The sequence below is a fragment of the Streptomyces yangpuensis genome (genome assembly GCF_024666385.1).
Classification (GTDB): Bacteria; Actinomycetota; Actinomycetes; order Streptomycetales; family Streptomycetaceae; genus Streptomyces; species Streptomyces yangpuensis.
Genome location: NZ_CP102514.1, coordinates 6069067 through 6092344 on the forward strand (window position 1 = coordinate 6069067; position 23278 = coordinate 6092344).

The 23278-nt window shown below is 68.7% G+C and carries 25 protein-coding genes and 1 pseudogene; 18 read left to right on the forward strand and 8 right to left on the reverse strand.

Annotated elements, in window-relative coordinates; genetic code table 11:
• Positions 1–129 precede the first annotated feature (129 nt).
• Positions 130–534, forward strand: coding sequence for a hypothetical protein (locus NRK68_RS27565; RefSeq protein WP_183063757.1), 405 nt, complete (start codon positions 130–132; stop codon positions 532–534).
• Positions 535–605: 71 nt separating this feature from the next.
• The gene (locus NRK68_RS27570) at positions 606–1013 is read left to right on the forward strand and encodes a DUF6223 family protein (protein WP_183063758.1); all 408 of its coding nucleotides are present in this window, start codon (positions 606–608) and stop codon (positions 1011–1013) included.
• A gap of 39 nt (positions 1014–1052) precedes the next feature.
• Here NRK68_RS27570 and NRK68_RS27575 read toward each other — a convergent pair whose 3' ends face one another.
• Positions 1053–2801, reverse strand: a complete 1749-nt coding sequence (locus tag NRK68_RS27575; RefSeq protein ID WP_257857070.1) for a hypothetical protein — start codon at positions 2799–2801, stop codon at positions 1053–1055.
• A 756-nt stretch (positions 2802–3557) separates the two neighbouring features.
• On the opposite strand from NRK68_RS27575, the gene NRK68_RS27580 reads away from it, so the two are divergent.
• From NRK68_RS27580 to NRK68_RS27605, 6 genes are read left to right on the forward strand one after another with little or no spacing between them, the layout of a single operon-like run.
• The gene (locus NRK68_RS27580; protein WP_308296309.1) at positions 3558–3956 is read left to right on the forward strand and encodes a WXG100 family type VII secretion target; all 399 of its coding nucleotides are present in this window, start codon (positions 3558–3560) and stop codon (positions 3954–3956) included.
• Positions 3957–3968: 12 nt separating this feature from the next.
• The gene (locus tag NRK68_RS27585; protein WP_183063762.1) at positions 3969–4274 is read left to right on the forward strand and encodes a WXG100 family type VII secretion target; all 306 of its coding nucleotides are present in this window, start codon (positions 3969–3971) and stop codon (positions 4272–4274) included.
• Positions 4274–5950, forward strand: a complete 1677-nt coding sequence (locus NRK68_RS27590; protein ID WP_183063763.1) for an RNase A-like domain-containing protein — start codon at positions 4274–4276, stop codon at positions 5948–5950. The genes NRK68_RS27585 and NRK68_RS27590 overlap by 1 nt, the downstream gene beginning before the upstream one ends.
• Before the next feature lie 29 nt (positions 5951–5979).
• Entirely contained in the window at positions 5980–6537 is a 558-nt protein-coding gene (locus tag NRK68_RS27595; RefSeq protein WP_183063764.1) for a hypothetical protein, read from the forward strand.
• Positions 6538–6546: 9 nt separating this feature from the next.
• Complete coding sequence (locus NRK68_RS27600; RefSeq protein WP_183063765.1) at positions 6547–6846, forward strand: RNase A-like domain-containing protein; 300 nt, start codon at positions 6547–6549, stop codon at positions 6844–6846.
• Positions 6847–6855: 9 nt separating this feature from the next.
• A complete protein-coding gene (locus NRK68_RS27605; protein WP_183063766.1) occupies positions 6856–7533 on the forward strand; it encodes a contact-dependent growth inhibition system immunity protein in 678 nt (225 codons plus the stop codon).
• Positions 7534–7591: 58 nt separating this feature from the next.
• On the opposite strand, the pseudogene NRK68_RS27610 reads toward NRK68_RS27605, so the two are convergent.
• Positions 7592–7793 (reverse strand): annotated as a pseudogene (locus tag NRK68_RS27610) (IS630 family transposase); the annotation flags it as partial.
• 164 nt (positions 7794–7957) lie between these two features.
• On the opposite strand from NRK68_RS27610, the gene NRK68_RS27615 reads away from it, so the two are divergent.
• Positions 7958–9076: a winged helix DNA-binding domain-containing protein gene (locus NRK68_RS27615; RefSeq protein WP_183063767.1), complete on the forward strand. Its 1119-nt coding sequence runs from the start codon at positions 7958–7960 to the stop codon at positions 9074–9076.
• A gap of 118 nt (positions 9077–9194) precedes the next feature.
• Positions 9195–10940, forward strand: a complete 1746-nt coding sequence (locus NRK68_RS27620) for an AMP-binding protein (protein ID WP_257857071.1) — start codon at positions 9195–9197, stop codon at positions 10938–10940.
• A gap of 158 nt (positions 10941–11098) precedes the next feature.
• Here the strand turns inward: NRK68_RS27620 and NRK68_RS27625 are convergent, their stop codons facing one another.
• Together NRK68_RS27625 and NRK68_RS27630 are read right to left on the reverse strand one after the other, a co-directional pair.
• Positions 11099–11587 (reverse strand): glutathione peroxidase, encoded by a 489-nt coding sequence (locus NRK68_RS27625; protein ID WP_183063769.1) that lies wholly within the window; start codon positions 11585–11587, stop codon positions 11099–11101.
• Between the two features lie 38 nt (positions 11588–11625).
• Positions 11626–12486, reverse strand: a complete 861-nt coding sequence (locus tag NRK68_RS27630) for a hypothetical protein (RefSeq protein ID WP_257857072.1) — start codon at positions 12484–12486, stop codon at positions 11626–11628.
• Between the two features lie 267 nt (positions 12487–12753).
• Here NRK68_RS27630 and gcl point away from each other — a divergent pair, with 267 nt between their 5' ends.
• A complete protein-coding gene (gene gcl / locus NRK68_RS27635) occupies positions 12754–14541 on the forward strand; it encodes a glyoxylate carboligase (RefSeq protein ID WP_183063770.1) in 1788 nt (595 codons plus the stop codon).
• A 126-nt stretch (positions 14542–14667) separates the two neighbouring features.
• Here gcl and NRK68_RS27640 read toward each other — a convergent pair whose 3' ends face one another.
• Positions 14668–15138, reverse strand: coding sequence for an NUDIX hydrolase (locus tag NRK68_RS27640; protein ID WP_257857073.1), 471 nt, complete (start codon positions 15136–15138; stop codon positions 14668–14670).
• Positions 15139–15156: 18 nt separating this feature from the next.
• Between NRK68_RS27640 and NRK68_RS27645 the strand changes: the two genes are divergently transcribed.
• Complete coding sequence (locus NRK68_RS27645; RefSeq protein ID WP_257857074.1) at positions 15157–15936, forward strand: GntR family transcriptional regulator; 780 nt, start codon at positions 15157–15159, stop codon at positions 15934–15936.
• Between the two features lie 304 nt (positions 15937–16240).
• Positions 16241–16492, forward strand: coding sequence for a hypothetical protein (locus tag NRK68_RS27650; protein WP_257857075.1), 252 nt, complete (start codon positions 16241–16243; stop codon positions 16490–16492).
• Between the two features lie 460 nt (positions 16493–16952).
• Here NRK68_RS27650 and NRK68_RS27655 read toward each other — a convergent pair whose 3' ends face one another.
• From NRK68_RS27655 to NRK68_RS27665, 3 genes are all read right to left on the reverse strand, one after another.
• The gene (locus tag NRK68_RS27655; RefSeq protein WP_183064199.1) at positions 16953–18410 is read right to left on the reverse strand and encodes a catalase; all 1458 of its coding nucleotides are present in this window, start codon (positions 18408–18410) and stop codon (positions 16953–16955) included.
• Between the two features lie 238 nt (positions 18411–18648).
• Positions 18649–19539, reverse strand: coding sequence for a 2-hydroxy-3-oxopropionate reductase (locus tag NRK68_RS27660; RefSeq protein WP_183063772.1), 891 nt, complete (start codon positions 19537–19539; stop codon positions 18649–18651).
• 75 nt (positions 19540–19614) lie between these two features.
• Positions 19615–20448 carry a TIM barrel protein gene (locus NRK68_RS27665; RefSeq protein ID WP_183063773.1) on the reverse strand — a complete coding sequence of 278 codons (834 nt, stop codon included), beginning with the start codon at positions 20446–20448 and terminating at the stop codon, positions 19615–19617.
• Positions 20449–20573: 125 nt separating this feature from the next.
• Between NRK68_RS27665 and NRK68_RS27670 the strand changes: the two genes are divergently transcribed.
• From NRK68_RS27670 to pucL, 5 genes are all read left to right on the forward strand, one after another.
• On the forward strand, positions 20574–20825 hold the full coding sequence (locus NRK68_RS27670; protein WP_076044676.1) for a thiamine-binding protein: 252 nt from the start codon (positions 20574–20576) through the stop codon (positions 20823–20825).
• Positions 20822–21205 carry a helix-turn-helix domain-containing protein gene (locus tag NRK68_RS27675; RefSeq protein ID WP_183063774.1) on the forward strand — a complete coding sequence of 128 codons (384 nt, stop codon included), beginning with the start codon at positions 20822–20824 and terminating at the stop codon, positions 21203–21205. Before NRK68_RS27670 ends, NRK68_RS27675 begins: the two co-directional genes overlap by 4 nt.
• A gap of 154 nt (positions 21206–21359) precedes the next feature.
• Positions 21360–21866, forward strand: coding sequence for a 2-oxo-4-hydroxy-4-carboxy-5-ureidoimidazoline decarboxylase (uraD, locus tag NRK68_RS27680; RefSeq protein WP_046779818.1), 507 nt, complete (start codon positions 21360–21362; stop codon positions 21864–21866).
• Between the two features lie 8 nt (positions 21867–21874).
• Entirely contained in the window at positions 21875–22264 is a 390-nt protein-coding gene (uraH, locus tag NRK68_RS27685; protein WP_183063775.1) for a hydroxyisourate hydrolase, read from the forward strand.
• 1 nt (position 22265) lies between these two features.
• On the forward strand, positions 22266–23189 hold the full coding sequence (pucL, locus tag NRK68_RS27690; protein WP_030822359.1) for a factor-independent urate hydroxylase: 924 nt from the start codon (positions 22266–22268) through the stop codon (positions 23187–23189).
• The last annotated feature ends 89 nt before the right edge of the window (positions 23190–23278 follow it).

Below are 23278 nucleotides of genomic sequence, written 5' to 3' on the forward strand. Positions count from 1 at the left end.
CGGCCGACGCGGTGTCTGGAGGCCGAACGCGCCAAGACCCCACCTCGCGACACCACGACACCACGATCCACGACACCGCGAACCTGCCACCCCGCAGCACCGCACACGACCGGAAAGGCCCACCACACCATGACCGGACAGACGACCGCGGCGCCGCGCGGCGGCACCTTCCTCAGGACCGCGATGATCCTGCAGACCCTCGCGCTCTTCTTCCAGGCCTCCACCGCAGGCCTGCTGCTGAGCTCGTCCCGCGCCTACACGCTGCACGACTACGGATCGAAGGTGATGTACGGGGCCGCCATGCTGTACGTCCTCGCCACGGTCCTCGCCTGGCGACCGGGCGGCGGATCCCCGCGCCCCGTCCTGCACTCCACCGGCTTCCTCGTCCTCGCCTCGGCCCAGGTCGCACTCGGTATCGCGCACGTGGCCTCGCTGCACGTCCCCCTGGGCGTGGTGATGTTCGCCCTCAGCACCCTGGCCCTGGTCAGATCGCTGTCCCCGCGCCCGCTGCTGCGCCCGGCCGCCCGTTCCTAGGGGGTGTCCCGCCGGCGCCACCCGCACGGCAACGCCCCGTCCGGACCACCTTCCGAAAGGCAGGACCACCCATGTCCCTCCCATCCGTGCTCTCCGTCGCCGCCACCGACGCCACCCTCCACACGGTCGCCGCAGACGTGTACACCGTGAGCATCGGCCGGATCGGAGCCATTGTGTCGGCGCTCATCGGCCTCCTCGGCTCGGTGGGCGGCGGCCTCGCGCTGGCCCGTACCAGCGGCCGGGGACGCGTCCTCACCTGGACCCGGCGGAACGGATCGGTCACCGCGCTCCTGGCGGGGTCGCTCGCGGTGGCCATCGGCGCCGCGGTCGCGGCCACCGCCGAAGGCGGCCTCGGCACCGGGAACGGCCTCGGGGGCGCCTACGTCGCGATTCTCCTCGGCCTGGCCGCCGTCCTCCTCGGCGGCCTGGCCCGCTCCCGCACCCGTCCGGGTACCGGTACCGGTACCGGTACGGCGTGATCACCGAGGACGGTGGTCGACCCGCGCGGGATCCTCGCCCTACAGCGGTTCGAACGGGCTGATGTCCGGTACGAGCACGGCGCAGAGTTCGGCTGCGATCCACCGGCCCGAGGCGGTCTGTTCCGCTCCCACGCTGATGGGATGGAGCAGCATGTCCGTCGCACCCAGCACCGCCAGCACGGCGTTGCGGGAGCCGACGGCCGGTGCCAGCCGCCGGTGGAGCGCCAGGAGTCTGCCCGCCTCCCTGGCCACGATTCTCCCGTCGAACCAATCCCCGTCGCTCTGCGCCTGCTTGATGCGCTCCAGGGCGTCCAGGACCTCCTCGGGGTGCCAGCTCCCCGTCGTCGACAGCCGTACGAGCAGCTGCGCGAGCGGGCCTTCGCCGGCCCCGGCCTGCGCGGGCGCCGGGTGCACGCCCTGGGCCGGTGTCCTACGGCCGGCTCCCGGCAGGCGTTCCGCCACCTCCGCCAAGCCGGTTTCGAGCGGAGGCATGTCCAGTACGTCGGAGAACAGAGTCCGGGTCATCGCGGCGAGACCGAACCCCAGCACCTCCTGGAAGGGCCTGATCTCCCAGTCCGGCTCGTCGACCGCACGCTGCACGTGCCCCTCGAACTGGTTGAGAGCGTGGGTGCTCAGGTTGACCCGTGTTGCCTGCGGGTTCTTCTGCGCGGCCTCCGCGGCGGCGCGCGTCGCCCGCCACACCAGGTTGTAGATCTCCCCCAGGGGGCGGTACTCGGCCGCCTTGCCCATCGCAGCCCTGAGGCGGGTCACATGGTGGTCCGGTACCGGGGGCAGCCGTACCTGTTCGAGCCGGTGGGCGAAGTAGCGCAGCCCCTCGGCGGTCAGCAGCTCATGGGCGACCGCCACGACCTCGCTCTGCCCGTCCGCGGTCATGCCCGCCGGCGTCAGGGCGGTGGCGAGATGCCCGTCAAGGCCGACGGGCGCGAAGTAGTGCGCCAGCGTGGGACAGAACCCGTGCGTCAGCCGGGGTGGCGGCAGGCCGTCCAGGTCACCGCCGGCCTCGTGCACGGCGACCTCGAAGGAAGCCGGCGCCCAGACCATCGCGTGCGCGGGGGTGGACGGATGGACGGCGATCAGGGAGGCCCGCACCAACGCCGCGAGCACGTCGGCGATGTCGTCGGGGTCCGGGTGCAGCGGTACCGGCCACGAACCCACGCTCCTGATCCGGTCCGACGCGGGTGCGTAGCGCAGGAGGGCGAGAGCCCCCAGCATCTCCCGGACCCCGCACACAGGCAGCTCCCTCTCCCCGGAGGGAAGTTCGGCCGGATACGCGGCGGCCACCGCTTCCGACTGCTGCTGATACCAACGGGACCGGGCCTCGGAGACGACCCGCTGCGCCGACTCCGCCGCGCGCTGCCGCTCCCTCTTCTCCCTGCGCGCCGGACTCAGCACCAGCTTCACGGCGGCCTGCAAGAACTCGCTGCACTCGACACAAGCCTGCTCCTGGCCGTCGAGCAACTGCTGGAAGGCACTGCGCGACGTAAGGCTCAGCGGCTCGCCGCACGTCGCACAGGCCACCCCTTCCACCAGGGCCCGCACCCCGGCAGCCGCGACGGCATGTACCTGCCGGCCCCAACCGCATGTGTCGATCTGCGCCGTCTTCTCGCACCACACCGCGGTCCCGAGCTCAGGATGAAACCCGGCCAGGGCCCAGTACCGCTCTCCGACGGCAACGAGCTCGGCATCGGCACCGGCCACCGGCACCACGACGGGAACGAGAGCGCCCCGCGCACCGTCGGCCGACCGCGGGTAGGGAGCATCAGTCACGCCCCCACCCTATGCAACCGCGGATCACTGCGTGACCGAGTCACTACAGTCGGTCGCGCAGGATCATGAAGGGGAGCCGCCGGGCCGCTCGAGGTGCGGCACCAGCGCGCGCATCGCGTACCGTCGCGGTCCCGTTCCTGCGCGTGAACCGTGGAGAGGGCGGTCCTTATGTTGCCGAGGTGCCGCCGCTGCCGCCGGGTTTGTACCGGGTCGTGGTCACCGCGCTCGACAGACGGATCACTGATCTGGTGCTGGTCGTCGGGGAGGAGCAAGTGCCGGGAGAAGAGAAGACTTCGCTGTTGAACGGCCGCGTGAGTGAGCTTCCCTTTCCGGTCGGTGGCCTTGCCCGTCCTTTTCGGGATGACTGGTGTGGTGCTGCGTTCCTGCAAGGCAGGTCCGCTGGACGAGGAAGGAGTTCGGCACTGCCGTCGGCGACCGCACCGGGCCGGGGTGCGGGGGAAGGTCGAACGTTGCTTAGCTGCGGAAACTGACTGGAGAGGCGCTCCGGCCTGCGGCCAAGGGTGACTCTGAAGGTGGATCACTGCTGTTCGGGGGCATTTCGGGCGCTGGCGTGAACGCGCAGCGCAGCGGGAGCGGCCCATCGCCGGGCCCCCGCGCCCACACCGAACTCCCGTGCTCATCCGGTGGTTCCACGAAGCTGCCCGCGTGCTCTTGCTTGCTAGAGTGCAAACATTGAACGGTTTGTTGAGTAACTGAGCACGTGAGCGGTCATCGGGGTACGGGGGCGGATACGTGGTGGCAGATCCCAACTTGCAGGTCAACAGCCAGCACTTGACCAGGCTGGCCGACGACCTCGACGAAATGAGGGGCTACCTGGACCGGCAGGTCAAGCGTATGGACACGGTCGTCGACACGATCGAAGCCCGCTGGCAGGGGCCGGCGGCCAACGCCTATCGGCGGCGGCATCGTGATGCAGCCAAGGAAGCGGTACGCATCCGTGAACTCATGAAACTGATCGAAGCGGCCGTTCGCATGAGCCGAGACGGGTTCACCGAGCAGGAGCTCGACACTTTGGCCGCCTTCAGGCGCATCCAGATGTCCGTGGACGTGGACAGGGAGGCGGCCGAGCTTTCGACCTCCAACACCGGGAGCCCGTCACCCGCACCGCGCACCAGCCGCTTGCGGGATCTGTGACGAGGGGGACGCATGACTGACAGCAACGGCAACATAGCCGTCGACTTCGCTACTTTGCGGCTCCTCTCCGGCCAACTGGAAGAAATCCTCAAGGAGCTCAACGAGAACGTCCAGATTATGCACGACCGAGTCGCGGAGGTCGTTCTCACATGGGAGGGCGAGGCCCGCGAGGCGTTCATCGACAAGCTGGACGAGTGGGATCGGTCCGCACGCGACCTTCAGGCGACACAGGCCTGGCTTCACAGCATTGTGGCGACTGGTGAGAGCAACTACGCGGCGGCACATGCCGCGGTGCTGCGGGGATGGGGAGCGGCCTGATGAGCATGCCTCCTCCTCCGCCCCCCTTGAAGAATGGAGACATCGACGTCACCCCCAGGGCGCTGCATGCGCTCGCGGGCTACGTCGCCTATCTCCAGGACGGACTGCACAAGGGGGCCAATCAGCTCCTGAACGAGCTGGGCCGATATCCGGACTGCGGGGGCTACGGAACCGCCGCATGGGAGTTCGCCACCGCGTACAAGAAGGTCGGCAACCGTTTCGTCGAAGTGTGGGCCAAGTCGGTGGCGAGCGTCGGAGGCGCTGCCGTCGGCTTCGCCGTGACCGCGAACAACTATGCGACCGCGGACGCCGCCACAGACCCCTCGGGTGCCCCGGCCGAGACCCAGCCCCCGCCGACCGTGATCGACACGCCGCCGAACTACGGGTCCGTGACGGACCTCAAGTGGGCGGACGTCGACCAGAGCCAGGACATCTTCCAGATGGCATTGGAAGCGGTGGAAGCCGGAGTTCTGGCGATCATCAGGCCCCTCCTTGAGGACGCCTACCGCATGGGCAAGGCGGCCGAAATCATGCCGTTGCCCGATTACCAGGGTTTGGACAGCATGTCCGTTGCCTGGGTGTACGCGAGCACGTCCGTCACCACCACGGACGGAAACCTCAGCAGTGCTGTGCACAACTACACCGATCGTTCCAACGGTGAGTGGAACGCCGCGATGCGGCAATTCTGCAGTGCTGTCTGGGGTACGAGCGCGTGGGGCCAGAGTCGCGAGGGTCACGTGTGGAAGCATGACTCCGCGCAGCCCGGTCAGGCCAGCAGCCACCCTGTCATGGACGTGATGGTCAGGACCTGTGACGTCATGAGTGACGCTCTGCGTGCCTGGGCGGCCGCCGCGAAGGATGTGCGGGACGACCTTCGCCGGCTCTACTACGAAGCCGTGCTGAAGGCCCTGCCGCACATCGACAGGAGCGACGGTTTGGACATGAAGGACGTCAAGAGCTTCGGAAAGGGACTCCTCAAGATGGGGAGGAGTTTCGCGGTCGGCTTCGCCCTCGAGGTGGACGAGGAGGCGATGAACGCGGCGGTCGAGGCGTACAACAACCGCGTGCGCCGACAGGTCGCGGAGCTCAACAAACTGCACGAAGCCCTGGATGAGGCATATCTCAGTGCTCCCACCTTCCGGGCCGAGTCGGCGCGGGCGGAGTCCTTCGGCGCCCGCGCTCTGACCGATTTCAAGAACGGTCCGCTCTACACGGTGGCCGGGGACGACGAAAGCAATCACAAATACCCGATCGACCTCGCGAACCAGGAGGGAATTCTCGGTTCCCATGTGGTGGACAAGCACGTGGGTAAGACGGATGAGCAATTGGAACAGAGGCTGAGGGACCAGCAGATCGTCCGACCTTCCGGAATCCGTCCCGAGGCCGTTTCGGCGTTCGGGAGCCTTGCAGACGCGCAACGGTATACTCAGGCAGCCCTGGATGAACCGAACAATCAAAGGAAGATCGACAATTGGCTCGCGGGAAACCCCGGACCCAACTCGTCGCGCTCACTCCTTCTGACGACGAACGACGTCGTGGGAAGGTCGTGGGACCGGGGTGATACCGCCGCGCGTGACGTGACCAATGTGTGGGTCGTCCTGAGGCCCAACCCGGGGAACCACCCGCCGTTCGTCGTTCTCACTTCTATGCCCAGCGACAAGACCCAGCACCCGTAGTGCGCAATTGGAGAACTGGGGTAAGGCCCGTGATTCAGATTGATGCCACCTCGTGGAGCCGTTCAGTGGAGACCCTTTTCGGGGAGGACATGTTCGCGGCCGTGGGGGCAAGGCGGCGTGATGACTGGCGCCTGGACGCCTTGGACGTCATGCAGTTGCGGACGGACGATCCGCGTGGCTGGTCAACGGTTTCCGCCGCGCCGGGCGGGGGTGATTACGGCGCCGGCCCGGGCAGCCCGTTCAGTGCTGTCACGCCAGGAGACTTCAGCGCGGCCTTCCCTGTGTCCAGGAGGGGCGCCGAACAAATTCTGGTCACTCTCCAGGGCGAGTGGTTCCAAACGGAGGATATTCCGGATTTTGATGCGCGAGAGGCCGAGCTGACCTCGTACGCGAGAACGATCCTGGATAGATTCGGAGAAGATGCGTTGTTTTTTACCAATGCGGCGACGGCGCGAGAAAATCCGCATGCCGATATGTTCCGTCGCGAGGGCTCCTATGAGGGCTTCACCGGCCACGTAATGGATTGTGGTGTAATTGCTGTCTCCGCCACGGAAGTCGGCATCTTCTGGGGCTTCACCATCGACTGAGGATCTCCCGTGCGTACCCGTTCTGCCACTTATCCCGACCGCGCGACCGCACAGTGGTGTACCCAGCAGGTCGTCACGCGCAACGAGCAGGCCGTACATCGCTGGCTGGCCCAGGGCGCGCGACCGAGGCTCACCATCGAGGCCGCTTGGCCGTCCCGTGAGGAGCCCGTCGGGCGCGTGCTGCTGCAGGCGATGATGCTCGCCGGTCGCGGGCCCGTCGATGTGCGGGCCGCGCGTGTGACGTTGAGGCGCGAAGCGTCGAGTCCGCACGGCTTCGTCGTGCACGCCACTTACCCGATCTACCTCTGAGGTGTCGCAGTGCCCATGAAGCCGCTTGAGTTCGACCGCCGGTACGGCGAACTCGACGTCGTCGTCTCAGCCTTCGTCGGACAGGAACCCGACAGTTCGGAAGCAGGCACGGCACCTCCGGCTCTTCGGGCGTACCTTAGGCACACCTGGCACACCCGGCCCTGGGCGCTCTCCGTCGCCGAGCAACAACTCCGGGAGTACGCGCGGAATCCGCCCGGCCGCTTGCGGCTGCGCCTCGGCGAGTTCTATGCGGTACCCGACATCGGGCTGTCCGAGTCCCTGACTCAGAGCTGGTTGTCCGAGATGGCTGACCACATCAAGCGCAGCATCGAGTGCGGCGACGTGCCTCCGCCGGCCGCGCCCCAGACCCGCTGGGAGTGGCACGCCCGCTTCGGGGAGCTGGGACAGTTCCTCGGCGGTTGGTTCTCGCAAGACATGCCCGACGAGTTTGGCGACCACGATGCGGCGGTCCGCGACTATACGGCAACTGTTGATCCCCAGCTGACTGCCCGGCTGGTCGGCGAGATCCACGAACTGCTGGCTCTGGGACTGGAGGAGCACGACTACGCCGTTGGCATCGCTGAGCTCGGCATGGAGGTCGAGCCCCCGGCCCCGTTCTCGGTTGAATCCTGGCTGCGGACGGTGGCGGAGCATCTCGCGACGGCCAGGCCCGACCGCACGAATTGAACTGTCCCGTCCGGAGGCTTTGCTGCGGGCACCAGCCTGCAGGTTTGTCATGCTCTCCCGTTGGCTCGTCCACGCAGGAGACCAGAGCCCGCTCGGGCGGGTCCAGGTAGAGGCCGACGACCTCGTGGATCGACGAAGTAGGGATCGGTCGAAAAAATTCAATGACTCCGACCGGTGTGGCTCCAGGCCGAACGCCCGCCAGATCCCTGAGACCGAGGACTGGGACAACCCATTTCCTTCGCCATCGACCGCGTCGACCAGATCAGCGGACGCGGACGGCGCGGCGAGAGCCTCTGCCGCCTCGACCGCACCGGGCGGCGGCGAGGACGCTGGGGGTTCCGGCCGGTGACCGGGCCGGGGTTCCGGCCGTGATGCGATGCGGAGTTGCTGAGTGCAGGTGTCCGCAGGGGGATAGCGTGCTGGCATGGCCTCCAGGACGACACATCCCGTACTCGGCACCCGCGCGCTGAACCGTGCCACGCTCGCCCGGCAGTTGTTGTTGAGCCGCGCCGAGATGTCCGCGCGGGACGCCGTCGCGCACCTCCTCGGGCTGCAGGCGCAGAACGTCAAGCCGCCGTACTTCCAGCTGCACGCCCGGCTGGCCGGCTTCGAGCCCGGCGAACTGGCCGCGCTGATGGAGTCCCGTGAGGTGGTCCGGATGGTCACCATGCGGTCGACGATCCACACGCATACCGCCCACGACGCCCTCACCCTGCGCCCGCTCGTCCAGCCCGCCCGCGACCGCGAGGTGGCCTACTTCCGCCAGGGCCTCGTCGGGGTGGACCTGGACCGGCTGGCCGACCGGGCCCGTGCCCTCGTCGACAGCGCGCCGCGCACCATGGCCGAGATCCGTGAGGATCTGCTCCGGGAATGGCCCGACGCCGACCCGCAGTCCCTGTCCGTCGCGGCGCGCTGCCGGCTGCCGCTGGTCCAGGTCACGCCCCGCGGGGTGTGGGGACGCAGCGGGCAGGTACGGCTGACCACCGTCGAGAACTGGCTCGGTGAGCCCGCCGGGGCCGCGCAGCCCGTGGACGATGTCGTGCTGCGCTACCTCGCCGCCTTCGGGCCCGCCTCCGTCAAGGACATGCAGACCTGGGCCGGGCTGACCCGGCTGCGTGAGGCCTTCGAGCGGCTGCGGCCGGGACTTGCGGTGTTCCGCGACGAGAACGGCGTGGAGCTGTTCGACCTGCAGGACGCGCCCCGGCCCGACGCCGGCACTCCGGCGCCGCCCCGCTTCCTCCCGGAGTTCGACAACCTCCTGCTCTCCCACGCCGACCGGACCCGCGTGGTCGCCCCCGAGGTCAGGGGGCGCAGCTGGACCGGCAACCAGGCCCACTGCACCCTGCTCGTCGACGGTTTCCTCGCCGGTCTGTGGAAGCTGGAGGGCGGGACGCTCACCGTCGAACTGTTCGACCGGGTGCCGAAGGCGGCCGAGGAGGAGATCGTCGCCGAGGGGGAGCAGCTGATCGCCGACATGGGCGCGCTGCCGGACGGACCCGGCCGCCCTGCCCCGTCCGTACGGTTCGCGCCGATCCGCGGCTGAGCCGTCGTCGCACCGCCGCCCGCCCGCCGTCGGACCGCCGCCGAAGCACCGCATGCGGTCAACTCACGGCTGACGCCGCCCTGGTGGTCCGCACACCGGACGCGGCACGATACCTGCCATGACGACCGAAAGTGACCGGAACAGCGCCACCGCCCAGTTCCTCGCCGCGCGGGACTTCCTGCTGGAGCGACGCGGCGACTACGAAGCCGCCCATACCGGATTCACCTGGCCCCGCCCCCACCGCTTCAACTGGGCCCTCGACTGGTTCGACCACATCGCCGCCGGCAACGACGCCGACGCCCTGCGTATCGTCGAGGAGGACGGCACCAGCGAGGCCGTCTCCTTCGCGCAGCTCGCCGTACGGTCCGACGCGACCGCCAACTGGCTGCGCGCCCGGGGCGTGGCACCCGGCGACCGGATCCTCGTCATGCTCGGCAACCAGCGCGAGCTGTGGGAGGTGATGCTCGGCGCGATGAAGCTGCGCGCCGTCGTCATCCCCGCCACGCCCCTGCTCGGCCCGGCCGATCTGCGCGACCGGGTCGAGCGCGGCCACGTCCGACACGTCGTCGCGCGCGCCGAGGACACGGCCAAGTTCGGCGAGGTGCCCGGCAGTTACACCCGGATCGCCGCCGGAGACCCGGGACAGGTCCCCGCGGGCTGGCTGCCGCTCGCCGACGCCGCGCTCGCCGCCGCCACGGTCGCCGCCGCCGACGCCGCCGCGGACACCCCGGTCGCCCAGGGCGGCTTCATCCCGGACGGGGAGACCCTCGCCACCGACCCCCTGATGCTCTACTTCACCTCCGGCACCACCGACCGCCCCAAGCTCGTCGAGCACACCCACGCCTCGTACCCCATCGGTCACCTCTCCACCATGTACTGGCTGGGCCTGCGCCCCGGCGACGTGCACCTCAACATCGCCTCGCCCGGCTGGGCCAAGCACGCCTGGTCCAACCTCTTCGCCCCCTGGAACGCCGGCGCGACCGTCTTCGTCCACAACTACACCCGCTTCGACGCCGAACGCCTGATGGACGAGATGGACCGGCACGGGGTGACCACCTTCTGCGCCCCGCCCACCGTATGGCGGATGCTGATCCAGTCCGACCTCACCCGGCTCGCCCGGCCGCCGCGCGAGGCCGTCGCCGCCGGCGAGCCGCTCAACCCGGAGGTGATCGAGAAGGTCCGCGAGGCCTGGGGAATCACGATCCGCGACGGCTTCGGCCAGACCGAGACCACCCTCCAGGTCGGCAACTTCCCCGGCGTCCCCGTCAAACCCGGCTCCATGGGCCGCCCGGCGCCCGGCTACGAGATCGTCCTGCTGGACCCGGTCACCGGCAAGGAATCCCCCGACGAGGGCGAGCTGTGCGTGGACCTGCGTGTACGGCCCGCCGGGGTGATGACGGGCTACCGCGACGACCCGGGGCGCACCGCCGAGGCCATGGCGGACGGGCTCTACCGGACGGGTGACATCGCCGCGCGCGACGCCGACGGGTACCTCACCTACGTCGGGCGCTCCGACGACGTCTTCAAGGCCTCCGACTACAAGATCAGCCCGTTCGAGCTGGAGAGCGCCCTGCTGGAGCACGAGGCGGTCGCCGAGGCCGCCGTCGTCCCGGCCCCGGACGAGCTGCGGCTGGCGGTCCCGAAGGCGTACGTGACTCTCGCGAGCGGATGGGAGCCCGGGCCGGAGACCGCCCGGGTGCTGTTCGAACACTCCCGCGCCGTGCTGTCCCCGTACAAGCGGATCCGGTGCATCGAGTTCGGCGAGCTACCGAAGACCGTGTCGGGCAAGATCCGGCGGGTGGAGCTGCGGGAGCTCACGGCGGCCGGTTCGGCGGCGGAGTACCGCGAGGCCGACCTGCGCTGAGCCCGGCGCCGCGGGGCCGGCGGGGCGGTGCGGCGCCCGCCCGGTCCCCGCCAGGCCCCTGCGCACCTGCTCCCGCGCGGGCGCCCGTACGCCTGCCCTCGCGCGCGGCCGTGCGCACGGCCTTGCGCGCCGCCTTGCGCGCCGCCTTGCGCGCCGCCTTACGCGGGCAGGTGCGCCTCGATCGCGGCGATGACCTCGGGGGCCTCCGGCTCGGTACGCGGACGGAAGCGCGCCACCACCTCACCGGCGGGGGAGATCAGGAACTTCTCGAAGTTCCACTGGATGTCCCCGGCCTCGCCGTCCGCGTCGGGGGTCTTCACCAGCTCCTGGTAGAGGGGGTGCCGGTGCTCGCCGTTGACCTCGGACTTCTCCAGCATCGGGAAGGTGACGCCGAAGCCGGCCGCGCAGAAGGTCTGGATGTCGTCGGCGTTGCCGGGCTCCTGCCCGCCGAACTGGTTGCAGGGCACGCCGATGACCGTGAAGCCCTTCGCCTCGTACGCGAACTGCAGCCGGGCCAGTCCCGAGTACTGCGGGGTGAGCCCGCACTGCGAGGCGGTGTTCACCAGCAGGATCGCCTTGCCCTTGTGCGCCGCCAGGCTGGTGGGCTCGTCGGACAGGGTGGTCAGCGGAATGTCGTACAGGCTCACGGGACTCTCCTCGACAGGCAGCGGATATCGCCACGAGCCTAAGGGGTCTGCGGCCAGGCCCCCGATCCGACCAGCGCGTCCGCGGGGTCGTTGACCGGCTGTGGCATGCCGGTGAGATCCATGACGAACAGCGGTATCCCGAGCGCGTCCGCCCGGCTGCGGGCGTCCTCCGTGTAACCGGCGAGCGAGAAGTAGACGCTGGTCGCCGAGGCCGTGAGCCCGTTCAGCCAGACGCACTCCACCGCCCGCAGCCCGGCCGGCGCCGTGGTCGGGTCCACCTGGGCCACCAGCCCCGGCGCCCGCAGGTCCACCGCCGCCGAGGGGATCGGCCGCCCGTCGGGCTGCCGTACGTCCTGGAAGCCGAGCCAGCGCAGATACAGCGCGGCGGTGGCCACCGCGTCCCGGGCCGTACGGATGGTCACCGGCCGGAACGCCGGGCGCGGCAAGGCCGCGGGCGAGGGCGCGGGCGTGGGCGCGGCCGACGTCGCCGGTATGTGCGACGGCTCCGCATCGGGCCCCGCCGCCGCTGCGCCACCGCGTACGTCCGCCGGTCCGCCCCCGCCACCGTCCGCCGAGCGCCCGGCGTCGGCCGAGCGCGCCGCCCCGGCCGCGTCGGCGGAGCCCGCCGGCCGCTCCAGCGGGTGCACCGGAAGGCGCACCACCGTGCCGCACGATCCGCACCCCAGCTCGGGGTGCGGCCACTCGCTCTCCCGCCCGCAGGCCGGGCACCGTACCGCCACCCAGCTGTCCGACCAGGTGCGGTGGGTCAGCAGCACCGGCGGCGCCGCCAGGTCCAGCGGGGGATTGACCGGACTTCCGCAGGCGCAGGGGAAGACCGGCGCGATGTAGCCGTTCTCGCGCAGGCATGCCGGGCAGCGCACCGGTACCGCTTCCGCCATGACCTCTGACCCCCTCCGTCGCTGTGCGTGGGTCCATGCTCCACCACCGGCGACCACCGGGGGGAGCGAGCGCGCCATTTCCGCCCCGTTCCCGCCTGCGAATCGGTGATTTGTACAAGTCGTCGGGCGAGATGCGGCTTTTGGTGGTTTCCGGGGTCCCGTACCGCCTTGACGTCGAAGAGGTCGCCGCTTAGCTTGTTCCGTATAGCAGAACAAAACTTCCGTATGACGGAAAGTGCCTGACCGCCAGACCCGCAGGAGAACCTGATGCCTCGTATGACAGCCGCCGCTGCTGCAGTTGAGATCCTCAAGCTCGAGGGTGTCGAACAAGCGTTCGGTGTTCCCGGTGCTGCGATCAACCCCTTCTACCGCGAGCTCAAGAACGTGGGCGGCATCAACCACACGCTCGCCCGCCACGTCGAGGGCGCCTCGCACATGGCGGAGGGGTACACCCGTGCCAAGGCGGGCAACATCGGCGTCTGCATCGGTACCTCGGGCCCGGCCGGCACCGACATGATCACCGGCCTGTACTCCGCCATCGCGGACTCCATTCCGATCCTCTGCATCACCGGTCAGGCTCCGGTCTCCAAGCTCCACAAGGAGGACTTCCAGGCCGTCGACATCGCCGCGATCGCCAAGCCGGTCACCAAGGCGGCCACGACGGTTTTGGAGGCCGCGCAGGTCCCCGGCGTCTTCCAGCAGGCCTTCCACCTCATGCGCTCCGGCCGTCCCGGCCCGGTCCTCATCGACCTGCCCATCGACGTCCAGCTGACCGAGATCGAGTTCGACCCGGCGACCTACCAGCCGCTGCCGGTCTACAAGCCGCAGGCCAGCCGCGCCCAGGCCGAGAAGGCCCTGAGCTTCCTGCTGGAGTCCGAGCGCCCGCTGATCGTCGCCGGTGGCGGCATCATCAACGCCGACGCCTCCGACCTGCTGGTCGAGTTCGCCGAGCTGACCAACATCCCGGTCATCTCCACCCTCATGGGCTGGGGCGTCATCCCGGACGACCACGAGCTGGCGGCCGGCATGGTCGGCGTCCAGACCTCGCACCGCTACGGCAACGCGACCTTCCTGGAGTCCGACGTCGTCCTCGGCATCGGCAACCGCTGGGCCAACCGTCACACCGGCTACAACCTGGACGCGTACCTGGGAGACCGTAAGTTCGTCCACGTCGACATCGAGCCCACCCAGATCGGCAAGATCTTCGCCCCGGACTTCGGCATCGCCTCGGACGCCAAGGCCGCGCTGGAGCTCTTCATCGAGGTCGCCAAGGAGCTCAAGGCCGAGGGCAAGCTGCCGGACTTCTCCGCCTGGGCCGCCTCCGCGCAGGAGCGCAAGGCCACCCTGCAGCGCCGCACGCACTTCGACAACATCCCCATGAAGCCGCAGCGCGTCTACGAGGAGATGAACAAGGCGTTCGGTCCCGAGACCCGCTACGTCACCACCATCGGCCTCTCCCAGATCGCCGGCGCGCAGATGCTGCACGTCTACAAGCCGCGCCACTGGATCAACTGCGGCCAGGCCGGCCCGCTCGGCTGGACCATCCCGGCCGCCATCGGTGCCGCCACCGCGGACCCGGAGACCCCGATCGTCGCGCTCTCGGGCGACTACGACTTCCAGTTCATGATCGAGGAGCTGGCGGTCGCCGCCCAGCACAAGGTCCCCTACGTCCACGTCCTCGTCAACAACGCCTACCTCGGCCTGATCCGTCAGGCGCAGGGCGGCCTCGGCATCAACTTCGAGGTCAACCTCGAATTCGAGAACATCAACACCCCGGAGATCGGCGTCTACGGCGTCGACCACGTCAAGGTCGCCGAGGGCCTGGGCGTCAAGGCCATCCGCGTCACCGACCCGAACGAGCTGGGCGCCGCCTTCGAGCAGGCCAAGAAGCTGGCCCAGGAGTTCCAGGTCCCGGTCGTCGTCGAGGCCATCCTGGAGCGCGTCACCAACATCTCGATGAGCAAGACCGTCGACATGAGCGACGTCACCGAGTTCGAGGAGCTCGCGACCGAGCCCGGTCACGCCCCGACCGCGATCAAGGCCCTGCAGGTCTGACCGCCCCGCGGCAGTACCCGGCGGCCCCCGTTCCTCCCGGAGGAGGAACGGGGGCCGCGCCGCGTTCCCGTGCGGCCCGGGTACGGCCACGACGAACTCAGGACACACAGACCTGTGCGCTGCAGTTCAGCGCTGGACCGTGAGGAGGTGGCGTCCGTCGTGGCTCCGTACGTGGGGGCTGTTGCCGTCGAGTGCGTCCAGGAGTCGGATGGCGTAGACCTCGGACATGCGCTCGGCCACCTCGTCCGCTGTGAGCCACTGGACCGCGGTGGTTTCGCCCGAGACGCGTTCGAAGCCACCTGAGGGCTTGCAGCGGAAGACCAGGGCCACCACTCCGGCCTTGATGTTCTTGTACACGCCGGTGAGTCGGTCCACCTCGACATGGATGCCGGTCTCCTCCAGCACCTCCCGCCGTACCCCGTCTTCCGGGGTTTCTGCCAGCTCCAGCACGCCGCCCGGCAGCTCCCACGTCCCGTTGTCGGCCCTGCGGATCGCCAGCAGTCGGCCGTCATCGCGCACCACCACCCCGGCAACCGACACGGAATGAAGTGGCGTTGACGTATTCGAAGGGACGCTGTTACTCATGTACATGAGCATAGGAGGAAGCGAAGGACCATGGGAGTAGCTGTAGGAGGACGCAACGCCGTGCCCCGGTACGTGCAGATCGCCGAGGACATCGTCCAGCAGGTTCGCGCCGGCGTCTTGAAGCCGGGAGAGCAGGTGCCCAGCGAGGCCGAAATGGTCGAGCGCTATGGAGTCTCGGGCGGGACCGTGCGCAAGGCGATGCTGGAGATCCGCGCCAGCGGTCTCGTGGAAACCCGGCTCGGGAAGGGCTCCTACGTGAAGGACCGGCCACCGGTACGCCACCGGTCGTCGGATCGCTTCCGTCGCTCCCTGCGGCAGGGCGGCAAAGCCGCTTACCTCGCCGAGTCGGAGCAGTCCGGCGCCACTGCCAAGGTGAGCGTCGTCTACATCGGCCCTGTCGAGGTCCCGGAGGCCATCGCTCAGCGGCTCGGTGTGGATGCCGGCGCACAAGTGCTTGCGCGTCGCCGCTTGTACTTCCGCAACGGCACTCCCGTGGAAACCGCGACGTCCTACCTGCCGTGGGACGTGGTGCGCGACATCCCGGAACTCTTCGCGGAGAACACCGGAGGCGGCGGCATCTACGCCCGCCTCGAAGAGCATGGGTACACCTTCGCCGAGTTCGTCGAGACCCTGCAGGCGCGACCCGCCTCGAAGGCGGAGGCGTCCGAGCTGGCACTGAGTCCTGGAGCCACGGTGGTGCACCTGCTCCGGAACGCGGTCACGGAGGCAGGCCGGGTCGTCGAGGTCTGCGACACCCTCATGGCAGCCGACCAGTTCGTCTTCGAGTTTCGAGTCCCGGCGACCGACTGACGGCCCACCTCCCCCGATCGCAACCCGCTGTGATTGCACCTTCACAGTGGGTTGACTTATGTACAGGAGTCACGGCACTCTCCTCGGTATTACTCATGTACATGAGTGAAGGAGTTTGGCTTGTCTGAAGGAGATATGGCCATGTGTCAGGTTCCCGCCCGTCTGGCGGCAACGCTCTGTTCCGCCCGTATCGACGACACCTCCTCATCGACGGCTGTGGCTGCGATTGAGCCGAGCTCGGAACTACTCACACGGGCGCAGGCCGGCTGGGAGCGTTTCCTCGCCACCTTCAAAGGAGCGTCCGATGAGTGAGGCGTACGAATACGTCCCCCACCGCCTCCTCCACCAACGTGTCCGCGACATCGCTTCGGGTACCGAAGGCGTGCTGATGGCCGTGATCAACGAGAACGTCTCCCACGCCGCCATCGAACGCTGGATGGAGCTGGCCTACATCCGAGGTGTCTCCGGCCGCGAATTCACCACTGCCGTGACCAACGTCGAGCCCGCCCAGGACCAGCTGCGGATCGTCGGACGCAGAGACCGGAGAAACGCGTAGTGACCGACTGCCCGCCGCTGCCGCATGGGCCTGTTCGACCCTGCTGCAGGCAGCCGGGTCCTGGGGTCATCCGACGGCAAAGCGCCGAGTCACGGGACCGTCCGTGACTCGGCGCTCTGGCTGTTACCGCCCGACGGTGCGAGGCTGGCGCGACAGGACGTTCGCACCGCCGGGCGGAGTGTGTGGGGAGGAGGCCCCCTCGTCTCGCAGGGGCTCTGTGCGTAGCCCCTGTAAGAAGAGGAGTGGCTGGGACCGTGGCGGGCGGGCGACGAGAACTCCGGCGTCGTCTCCCTCAGGTCAAGAGACGGGCCTCGGAACCCATTACCACCGCACTGGCTCGCACGCCTGCCACGGTCCTCGTCCTGCCCTCGCCGCGTACCACCCCTCATCCGGGTCCACGGGTCGGGCTCAGCACCCGGGGCCTGACCTCCCGTCAGGCCCCCGGTACATCCATATCGGCTCAGGCGTCGCGCAGGGCGCGCACGGCCTCCTCGACGCGACGGCCGTAGTCGGCGTCCGCGGCGTGGAAGTGAGCCAGGTTCTTCTCGATGACGTCCTCGAGGGTGACCTGGGAGAGGCCGCCGGCGATGTTCGCCACCAGACGCTCCTTCTCGGCCTCCGACATCAGCCGGTAGAGCTCACCGGCCTGGAAGAAGTCGTCGTCCTTGGTGTGGGCCGGGGCCTCGTGGGTGCCCGTGTAGCCGGAGACGGCCTTCGGGGCGCCCAGCGCCAGACCGGTCTCGGCCGGACCCTGGTACGAGTTGGGCTCGTAGTTCTTGTCGTGGCGCGAGCCGTTGCGCAGCGCCATGACGCCGTCGCGGCCGTAGTTGTCGGCCTGCGTCGCCTTGGGCGCGTTGACCGGCAGCTGGGTGTGGTTCACACCGAGGCGGTAGCGCTGGGCGTCCGCGTAGGCGAAGAGCCGGCCCTGGAGCATCTTGTCCGGCGAGGCGGTGATGCCCGGGACGAAGTTGTTCGGGGAGAACGCGGACTGCTCGACCTCGGCGAAGACGTTGTCCGGGTTGCGGTCGAGGACCAGGCGGCCCACGCGCTGCAGCGGGTAGTCGGCGTGCGGCCACACCTTGGTGAGGTCGAACGGGTTGAAGCGGTAGTCCGCGGCCTCGGCGGCCGGCATGATCTGGACGTAGAGGGTCCAGCTCGGGTTCACACCGCGCTCGATCGCCTGGAGCAGGTCGGTCTGGTGCGAGTTCGCGTCCTGGCCGACGAGCTCGGCGGCCTGCTCGGAGGAGAGGCAGCGGATGCCCTGGTTCGTCTTGAAGTGGTACTTGACGAAGAAGGCCTCGCCCTGCTCGTTCGTCCACTGGTAGGTGTGGGAGCCGTAGCCGTTCATGTGACGGTACGACGCCGGGATGCCGCGGTCACCCATCAGCCAGGTGATCTGGTGCGTGGCCTCGGGGGCGTGCGCCCAGAAGTCCCAGACGTTGTCCGGCTCCTGCTTGCCCGTGAAGGGGTCGCGCTTCTGGGAGTGGATGAAGTCGGGGAACTTGATCGGGTCCTTGATGAAGAACACCGGGGTGTTGTTGCCGACGAGGTCGTAGTTGCCCTCTTCGGTGTAGAACTTCAGGGCGAAGCCGCGGGGGTCGCGCACCGCGTCCGCGCCGCCGAGGGAGTCGGCGACGGTGGAGAACCGCAGGAAGGTCTCGGTCTTCTTGCCGACCGTGTTCAGGAAGGCGGCGCTGGTGTACGCGGTGACGTCGTCGGTCACCTCGAAGTACCCGTAGGCGGCCGAGCCGCGGGCGTGCACCACGCGCTCCGGGATGCGCTCGCGGTTGAAGCGGGCGAGCTTCTCCAGGAGCTGCTGGTCCTGGATCAGGAGCGGGCCACCGACGCCGGCGGTGGCGGAGTTCTGGTTGTCGGCGACCGGGGCGCCGGACTCGGTCGTCAGCGTGCGCTTCGACATGGTGACCTTCCGTACGGGTAACTGCTGACGGAAAGCGTCTTCCGTCATGCGGAACAGCCTAAATTCGGCGAGAACTAAACGTCAACAGTTTGTTGAACGAAGTTGTGGGGTGAGGTGACCCGGACGGTACCGGCGCTTGGGCGCGACAGGACAGGTGTCAGCACCGGCACCGTCCGGAGACTCAGTGCCCCCTGTGTGAGGGGACGGTCCGGGCCCTGGTCGGGCCCGGCGGGGGACCTCAGACCTGGGCGCCGGAGAGGCGCTCGACGGCGCGCAGCAGGGCCGAGTGGTCCAGGCCGCCGTCGCCCTGGGCGCGCAGCGAGGCGACCAGCTGGGCGACGACCGCGCCGACCGGGAGGGCCGCACCGACGTTGCGGGCGGCGTCGGTGACGATGCCCATGTCCTTGTGGTGCAGGTCGATCCGGAAGCCGGGCTTGAAGTCGCGGTTCAGGAAGTTGTCCTTCTTGCGGGTCAGGACCGTGGAGCCGGCCAGACCGCCGTTGAGGACGTCCAGGGCGGCGGTGAGGTTCACGCCGGACTTCTCGAGGAAGACGACGGCCTCGGCGCACGCCTGGATGTTCACCGCGACGATGAGCTGGTTGGCGGCCTTCACCGTCTGGCCGGAGCCGTGCGGGCCGCACAGCACGATGACCTTGCCGAGGGCCTCCAGGATCGGCAGGGCCGCGTCGAAGTCGGCCTGCTCGCCACCCACCATGATCGACAGGACGGCCTCGATGGCGCCGGCCTCGCCGCCGGACACCGGGGCGTCGATGACGCGGATGCCCTTCTCGGCGGCGTTCTTCGCCAGGTCGACCGAGGTCTGCGGGGTGATCGACGACATGTCGATGATCAGCGCACCGGACCTGGCGTTCTCGAGGATGCCCTCGGGGCCGTAGTTGATGGCCTCGACCTGCGGGGAGGCGGGCACCATCGTGATGATGACGTCGGCGTCCTTGACGGCCTCGGCGATCGAGCCGGCCGCGGTGCCGCCGGCGGCCGCCAGGCGGTCCAGCTTGTCCTGCTCCAGGGTGAAGCCGGTGACCGAGTAGCCGGCCTTCAGCAGGTTCTCGGCCATGGGGGAGCCCATGATTCCGAGGCCGATCCAGGCGATCTTGGGGAGGTTGCTCATGATGAGGGTCCTTCTCTTAATGCTTCGTACGAAAAGTGCGTGAGGTGCCTGGCGGATCGCCCGGACTTCGTCCTCCTACCTGGCGGCGCGGGCCTCGGCCGGCAGCCATGCGAAGGAGGCGGCAGCGTCGGCGGCCTTGTACTCGAGGCCCACGTAGCCCTCGTATCCGGCCTTCTTCAGCTGGTCGAGCAGCTCCTCGAGGGGCAGCTCGCCGGTGCCCGGAGCACCTCGTCCCGGCTTGTCCGCGATCTGGACGTGTCCGGTCTTGGCGGCGTACTTTTCGATGACCTCGGAGAGGTCCTCATCGTTCATCGCCAGGTGGTACAGGTCGAGCAGGAACTTGGCGTTGCCGAGGCCGGTGGCCTCGTTCACCTTGTCCACCACCTCGATGCCGGCCGGGGCGCTCACCAGGGGGTAGAGCGGCGACTCGGGCTTGTTGAGGGTCTCGATCAGGAGGATCGCACCCACACGGTCCGCGGCCTGCGCCGCGACGACCAGGTTCTTCAGGGCCAGCTCGTCCTGGACGGCCGGGTCCACGCCTTCGACGCGGTTGCCGTACAGGGCGTTGAGCGCCTTGCAGCCGACCGAGGCGGCGAAGTCCGCGGCCACGTTGATGTTGGCGTTGAAGCGGTCCGACTCCTCACCGGGTACCGAGACCGCGCCGCGGTCCGGGCCCGGCAGCCGGCCGGCGTAGAAGTTCAGGCCCACCAGCTGGGTGCCCGCGTCCTCAAGAGCCTTCTTGAGGGCGTCGAGCTCCTCCTGAGCGGGGGTGGGGGTCTCGATCCAGGGCCACCACAGCTCGACCGCCGTGAAGCCCGCCGCGGCGGCGGCCGCGGGGCGCTCCAGGAGCGGGAGTTCCGTGAAGAGGATCGACAGGTTCACATCGAAGCGCTGGTCCGTGTATCCCATGAGGGGTGTGCGCTCCTTCCGTATTGCGGAAGTTATTTTCTGTCTGATGGAAGATTGCATGGGCCTCCGCGCGGATGTCAAGTGCGGACTGCCGAAAAAACGAGACCGCGCGGTAGCTTGACGGCGTGCGATTGAGAGTGGAGTTCACGACCGAGCCCTTCGACCTCGAAGAGGCCCCCGACCATGCCGTGGCGGCCCGCGAGGTCATCCAGAAGGCCCAGCTGGAGGCGGTGGACGTCGGTCCGTTCGGCAACACCGCGGAAGGCGAGGCCGACCGGGTGCTGTCCGCCGTGGGCGCCCTGCTGCGCGACTCCCTGGAGGCCGGGGCCACGCGCGTCACCCTCCAGGTCAACGTGATCGGCGAGGAGACGCCATGACCGAGCCCCGCGACCACCCGTTCGTCACGGCGGTCAAGCCGCTCGTGGACGCCATGGGCGGCGAGCTGATGGACCCGGCCCAGGCCACGCCCGACGACGTCGTGCTCACCTGGGAGGGCCAGGACCTGCTCGCGGTGCGCCTGCCCCAGCTCTCGGAGTCGCTGGACCACATCCTGGCCGCGCTGGAGCGCCGACACGGCGTGCCGCTGGCCCAGCTCGACCGGAAGTCCAAGCAGGACGTGGTGCGGATACTGGAGGCACGGGGCGCCTTCTCCGTGCGGCACGGTGTGGAGACGGTCGCGGGTGCGCTGGGCGTGAGCCGCTTCACGGTCTACAACTACTTGAACAGGGAAAACCCCGGTAAGAACAGCCAAGCGTGAGCAGTTTCTGACTCACAGTGACGAGCCGCCGCCCGATTCACCCGGGCGGCGGCTTTTGTGTACGGGAAGTTTCAACAAAGTGTTGACGCGGTGTTGTGGAGAGCGTTAGCTATGCGCAGCCCGTCTAAGCAACAACAGGCCACGGAGGCCTACCGTGACTTCGAGTCCGAACCCGGGTCTCACCCGGATCAACACCTTGGACGACAGTGCGGCCGCGGCCGAGCTGCACGAGGTGTGCGCCAGCTCGGCGTGGGGGAGCAGGATGCTCGCCCAGCGCCCCTTCACCACCGCCGACTCCCTGTTCGCCGCGAACGAGGCCGCCATGGCGGAGCTCACCGCGCAGGACCTGGCCGAGGCGATGGGAGGCCACGCGCCGATCGGCCGGCCGAAGCCGGGAGACCCGACCTCCGCCCGCGAGCAGCGCGGTATGGCCGGTGCCTCCGAGGAGCTCAGGAACGAACTCCTCGAACTGAACCTGGCCTACCAGGAGAAGTTCGGCCACGTCTTCCTCATCTGCGCCACCGGTGCGACCGGTGAGTTCATGCGGGACGCGGTCAAGGTCCGGATCGACAACTCGCCGGAGCAGGAACGGGAGATCGCCCGCGGCGAGCTCGTCAAGATCAACCGGATCCGCCTGACCCGCCTCGTAGAAGGAGAGTGAGACCCGCCATGAGCACCGAGACCACCGCGTCGGTGTCCACGCACATCCTGGACACCAGCATCGGCAGGCCCGCCGAGGGTGTCGCCATCGCGCTGTCGGCCCGTACGGGACGGGGCGGCGAGTGGGCGGCCCTGGGCGGATCCGCCACCGATGCGGACGGGCGCTGCAAGGACCTGCCGGCCCTGCCGGAGGGCACCACCCACGTACGTCTCGACTTCGAGACCGAGACGTACTTTTCGAAGAAGCAAGCCGAGGCGCAGCAGGACGCCCCCCGCGTAAGGGACAGCGCTACGTTCTTCCCCGAGGTCACCATCACGTTCGCGGTGAACCCGGGCGAGCATTACCACGTACCGCTGCTGCTCAACCCGTTCGGCTACTCCGTTTACCGAGGGAGCTAGCATGGCCACGATTCTGGGCCAGAACCAGTACGGCAAGGCAGAGAACCGCGTCGTCAAGATCACGCGGGACGGCGACACCCACCACATCAAGGACCTGAACGTCTCGGTCGCCCTCTCCGGCGACATGGACGACGTCCACTACTCGGGCTCGAACGCCAACGTCCTGCCGACGGACACCACCAAGAACACGGTGTACGCGTTCGCCAAGGAGTACGGCATCGAGTCCGCCGAGCAGTTCGGCATCCACCTGGCGCGCTGGTTCGTGAACAGCCAGGAGCCGATCCAGCGTGCGCGCATCCGGATCGAGGAGTACGGCTGGGACCGGATCGCCACGTCCGACGCCAACTCCAAGTTCATCGGCGCCGACGAGGTGAAGCACTCCTTCGTCCGCCAGGGCCAGGAGACCCGCGTCACCCAGATCACCTACGACGGCCAGAACTGGGAGGTCATCTCCGGCCTCAAGGACCTGGTCGTCATGAACTCCACGAACTCCGAGTTCTGGGGTTACGTGAAGGACAAGTACACGACCCTCCAGGAGGCGTACGACCGCATCCTGGCCACCCAGGTGTCGAGCCGCTGGCGCTTCAACTGGTCCGACGACGAGCAGCGGATGCCCAACTGGGAGAAGTCCTACGCCGAGACCCGCAAGCACATGCTGCAGGCCTTCGCGGAGACCTACTCCCTCTCGCTGCAGCAGACCCTGTACCAGATGGGTTCGCGCATCATCAACCACCGTTCGGAGATCGACGAGGTCCGCTTCTCGCTCCCGAACAAGCACCACTTCCTCGTCGACCTGGAGCCCTTCGGCCTCAAGAACGACAACGAGGTGTACTTCGCCGCGGACCGTCCGTACGGTCTGATCGAGGCCACCATCCTGCGGGACGGCGCCGACGCGCGCATCCCGGTGGACATGACCAACCTCTAGAGCGCGGCCCGCGCGGCCCGGGGCACCGCAGTGGCCCCGGGACCGCGCGACACGGCCCAACTTCCTGAATCGGCACCCGGACGCACCCC

Coding starts and splice junctions, on each gene's coding strand:
- NRK68_RS27565 (WP_183063757.1), top strand. CDS start 130: ATGACCGGACAGACGACCGCGGCGCCGCGCGGCGGCACCTTCCTCAGG.
- NRK68_RS27570 (WP_183063758.1), top strand. CDS start 606: ATGTCCCTCCCATCCGTGCTCTCCGTCGCCGCCACCGACGCCACCCTC.
- NRK68_RS27585 (WP_183063762.1), top strand. CDS start 3,969: ATGACTGACAGCAACGGCAACATAGCCGTCGACTTCGCTACTTTGCGG.
- NRK68_RS27590 (WP_183063763.1), top strand. CDS start 4,274: ATGAGCATGCCTCCTCCTCCGCCCCCCTTGAAGAATGGAGACATCGAC.
- NRK68_RS27615 (WP_183063767.1), top strand. CDS start 7,958: ATGGCCTCCAGGACGACACATCCCGTACTCGGCACCCGCGCGCTGAAC.
- NRK68_RS27620 (WP_257857071.1), top strand. CDS start 9,195: ATGACGACCGAAAGTGACCGGAACAGCGCCACCGCCCAGTTCCTCGCC.
- NRK68_RS27630 (WP_257857072.1), bottom strand. CDS start 12,486: ATGGCGGAAGCGGTACCGGTGCGCTGCCCGGCATGCCTGCGCGAGAAC.
- gcl (WP_183063770.1), top strand. CDS start 12,754: ATGCCTCGTATGACAGCCGCCGCTGCTGCAGTTGAGATCCTCAAGCTC.
- NRK68_RS27640 (WP_257857073.1), bottom strand. CDS start 15,138: ATGCTCATGTACATGAGTAACAGCGTCCCTTCGAATACGTCAACGCCA.
- NRK68_RS27645 (WP_257857074.1), top strand. CDS start 15,157: ATGGGAGTAGCTGTAGGAGGACGCAACGCCGTGCCCCGGTACGTGCAG.
- NRK68_RS27650 (WP_257857075.1), top strand. CDS start 16,241: ATGAGTGAGGCGTACGAATACGTCCCCCACCGCCTCCTCCACCAACGT.
- NRK68_RS27655 (WP_183064199.1), bottom strand. CDS start 18,410: ATGTCGAAGCGCACGCTGACGACCGAGTCCGGCGCCCCGGTCGCCGAC.
- NRK68_RS27660 (WP_183063772.1), bottom strand. CDS start 19,539: ATGAGCAACCTCCCCAAGATCGCCTGGATCGGCCTCGGAATCATGGGC.
- NRK68_RS27665 (WP_183063773.1), bottom strand. CDS start 20,448: ATGGGATACACGGACCAGCGCTTCGATGTGAACCTGTCGATCCTCTTC.
- NRK68_RS27675 (WP_183063774.1), top strand. CDS start 20,822: ATGACCGAGCCCCGCGACCACCCGTTCGTCACGGCGGTCAAGCCGCTC.
- uraH (WP_183063775.1), top strand. CDS start 21,875: ATGAGCACCGAGACCACCGCGTCGGTGTCCACGCACATCCTGGACACC.
- pucL (WP_030822359.1), top strand. CDS start 22,266: ATGGCCACGATTCTGGGCCAGAACCAGTACGGCAAGGCAGAGAACCGC.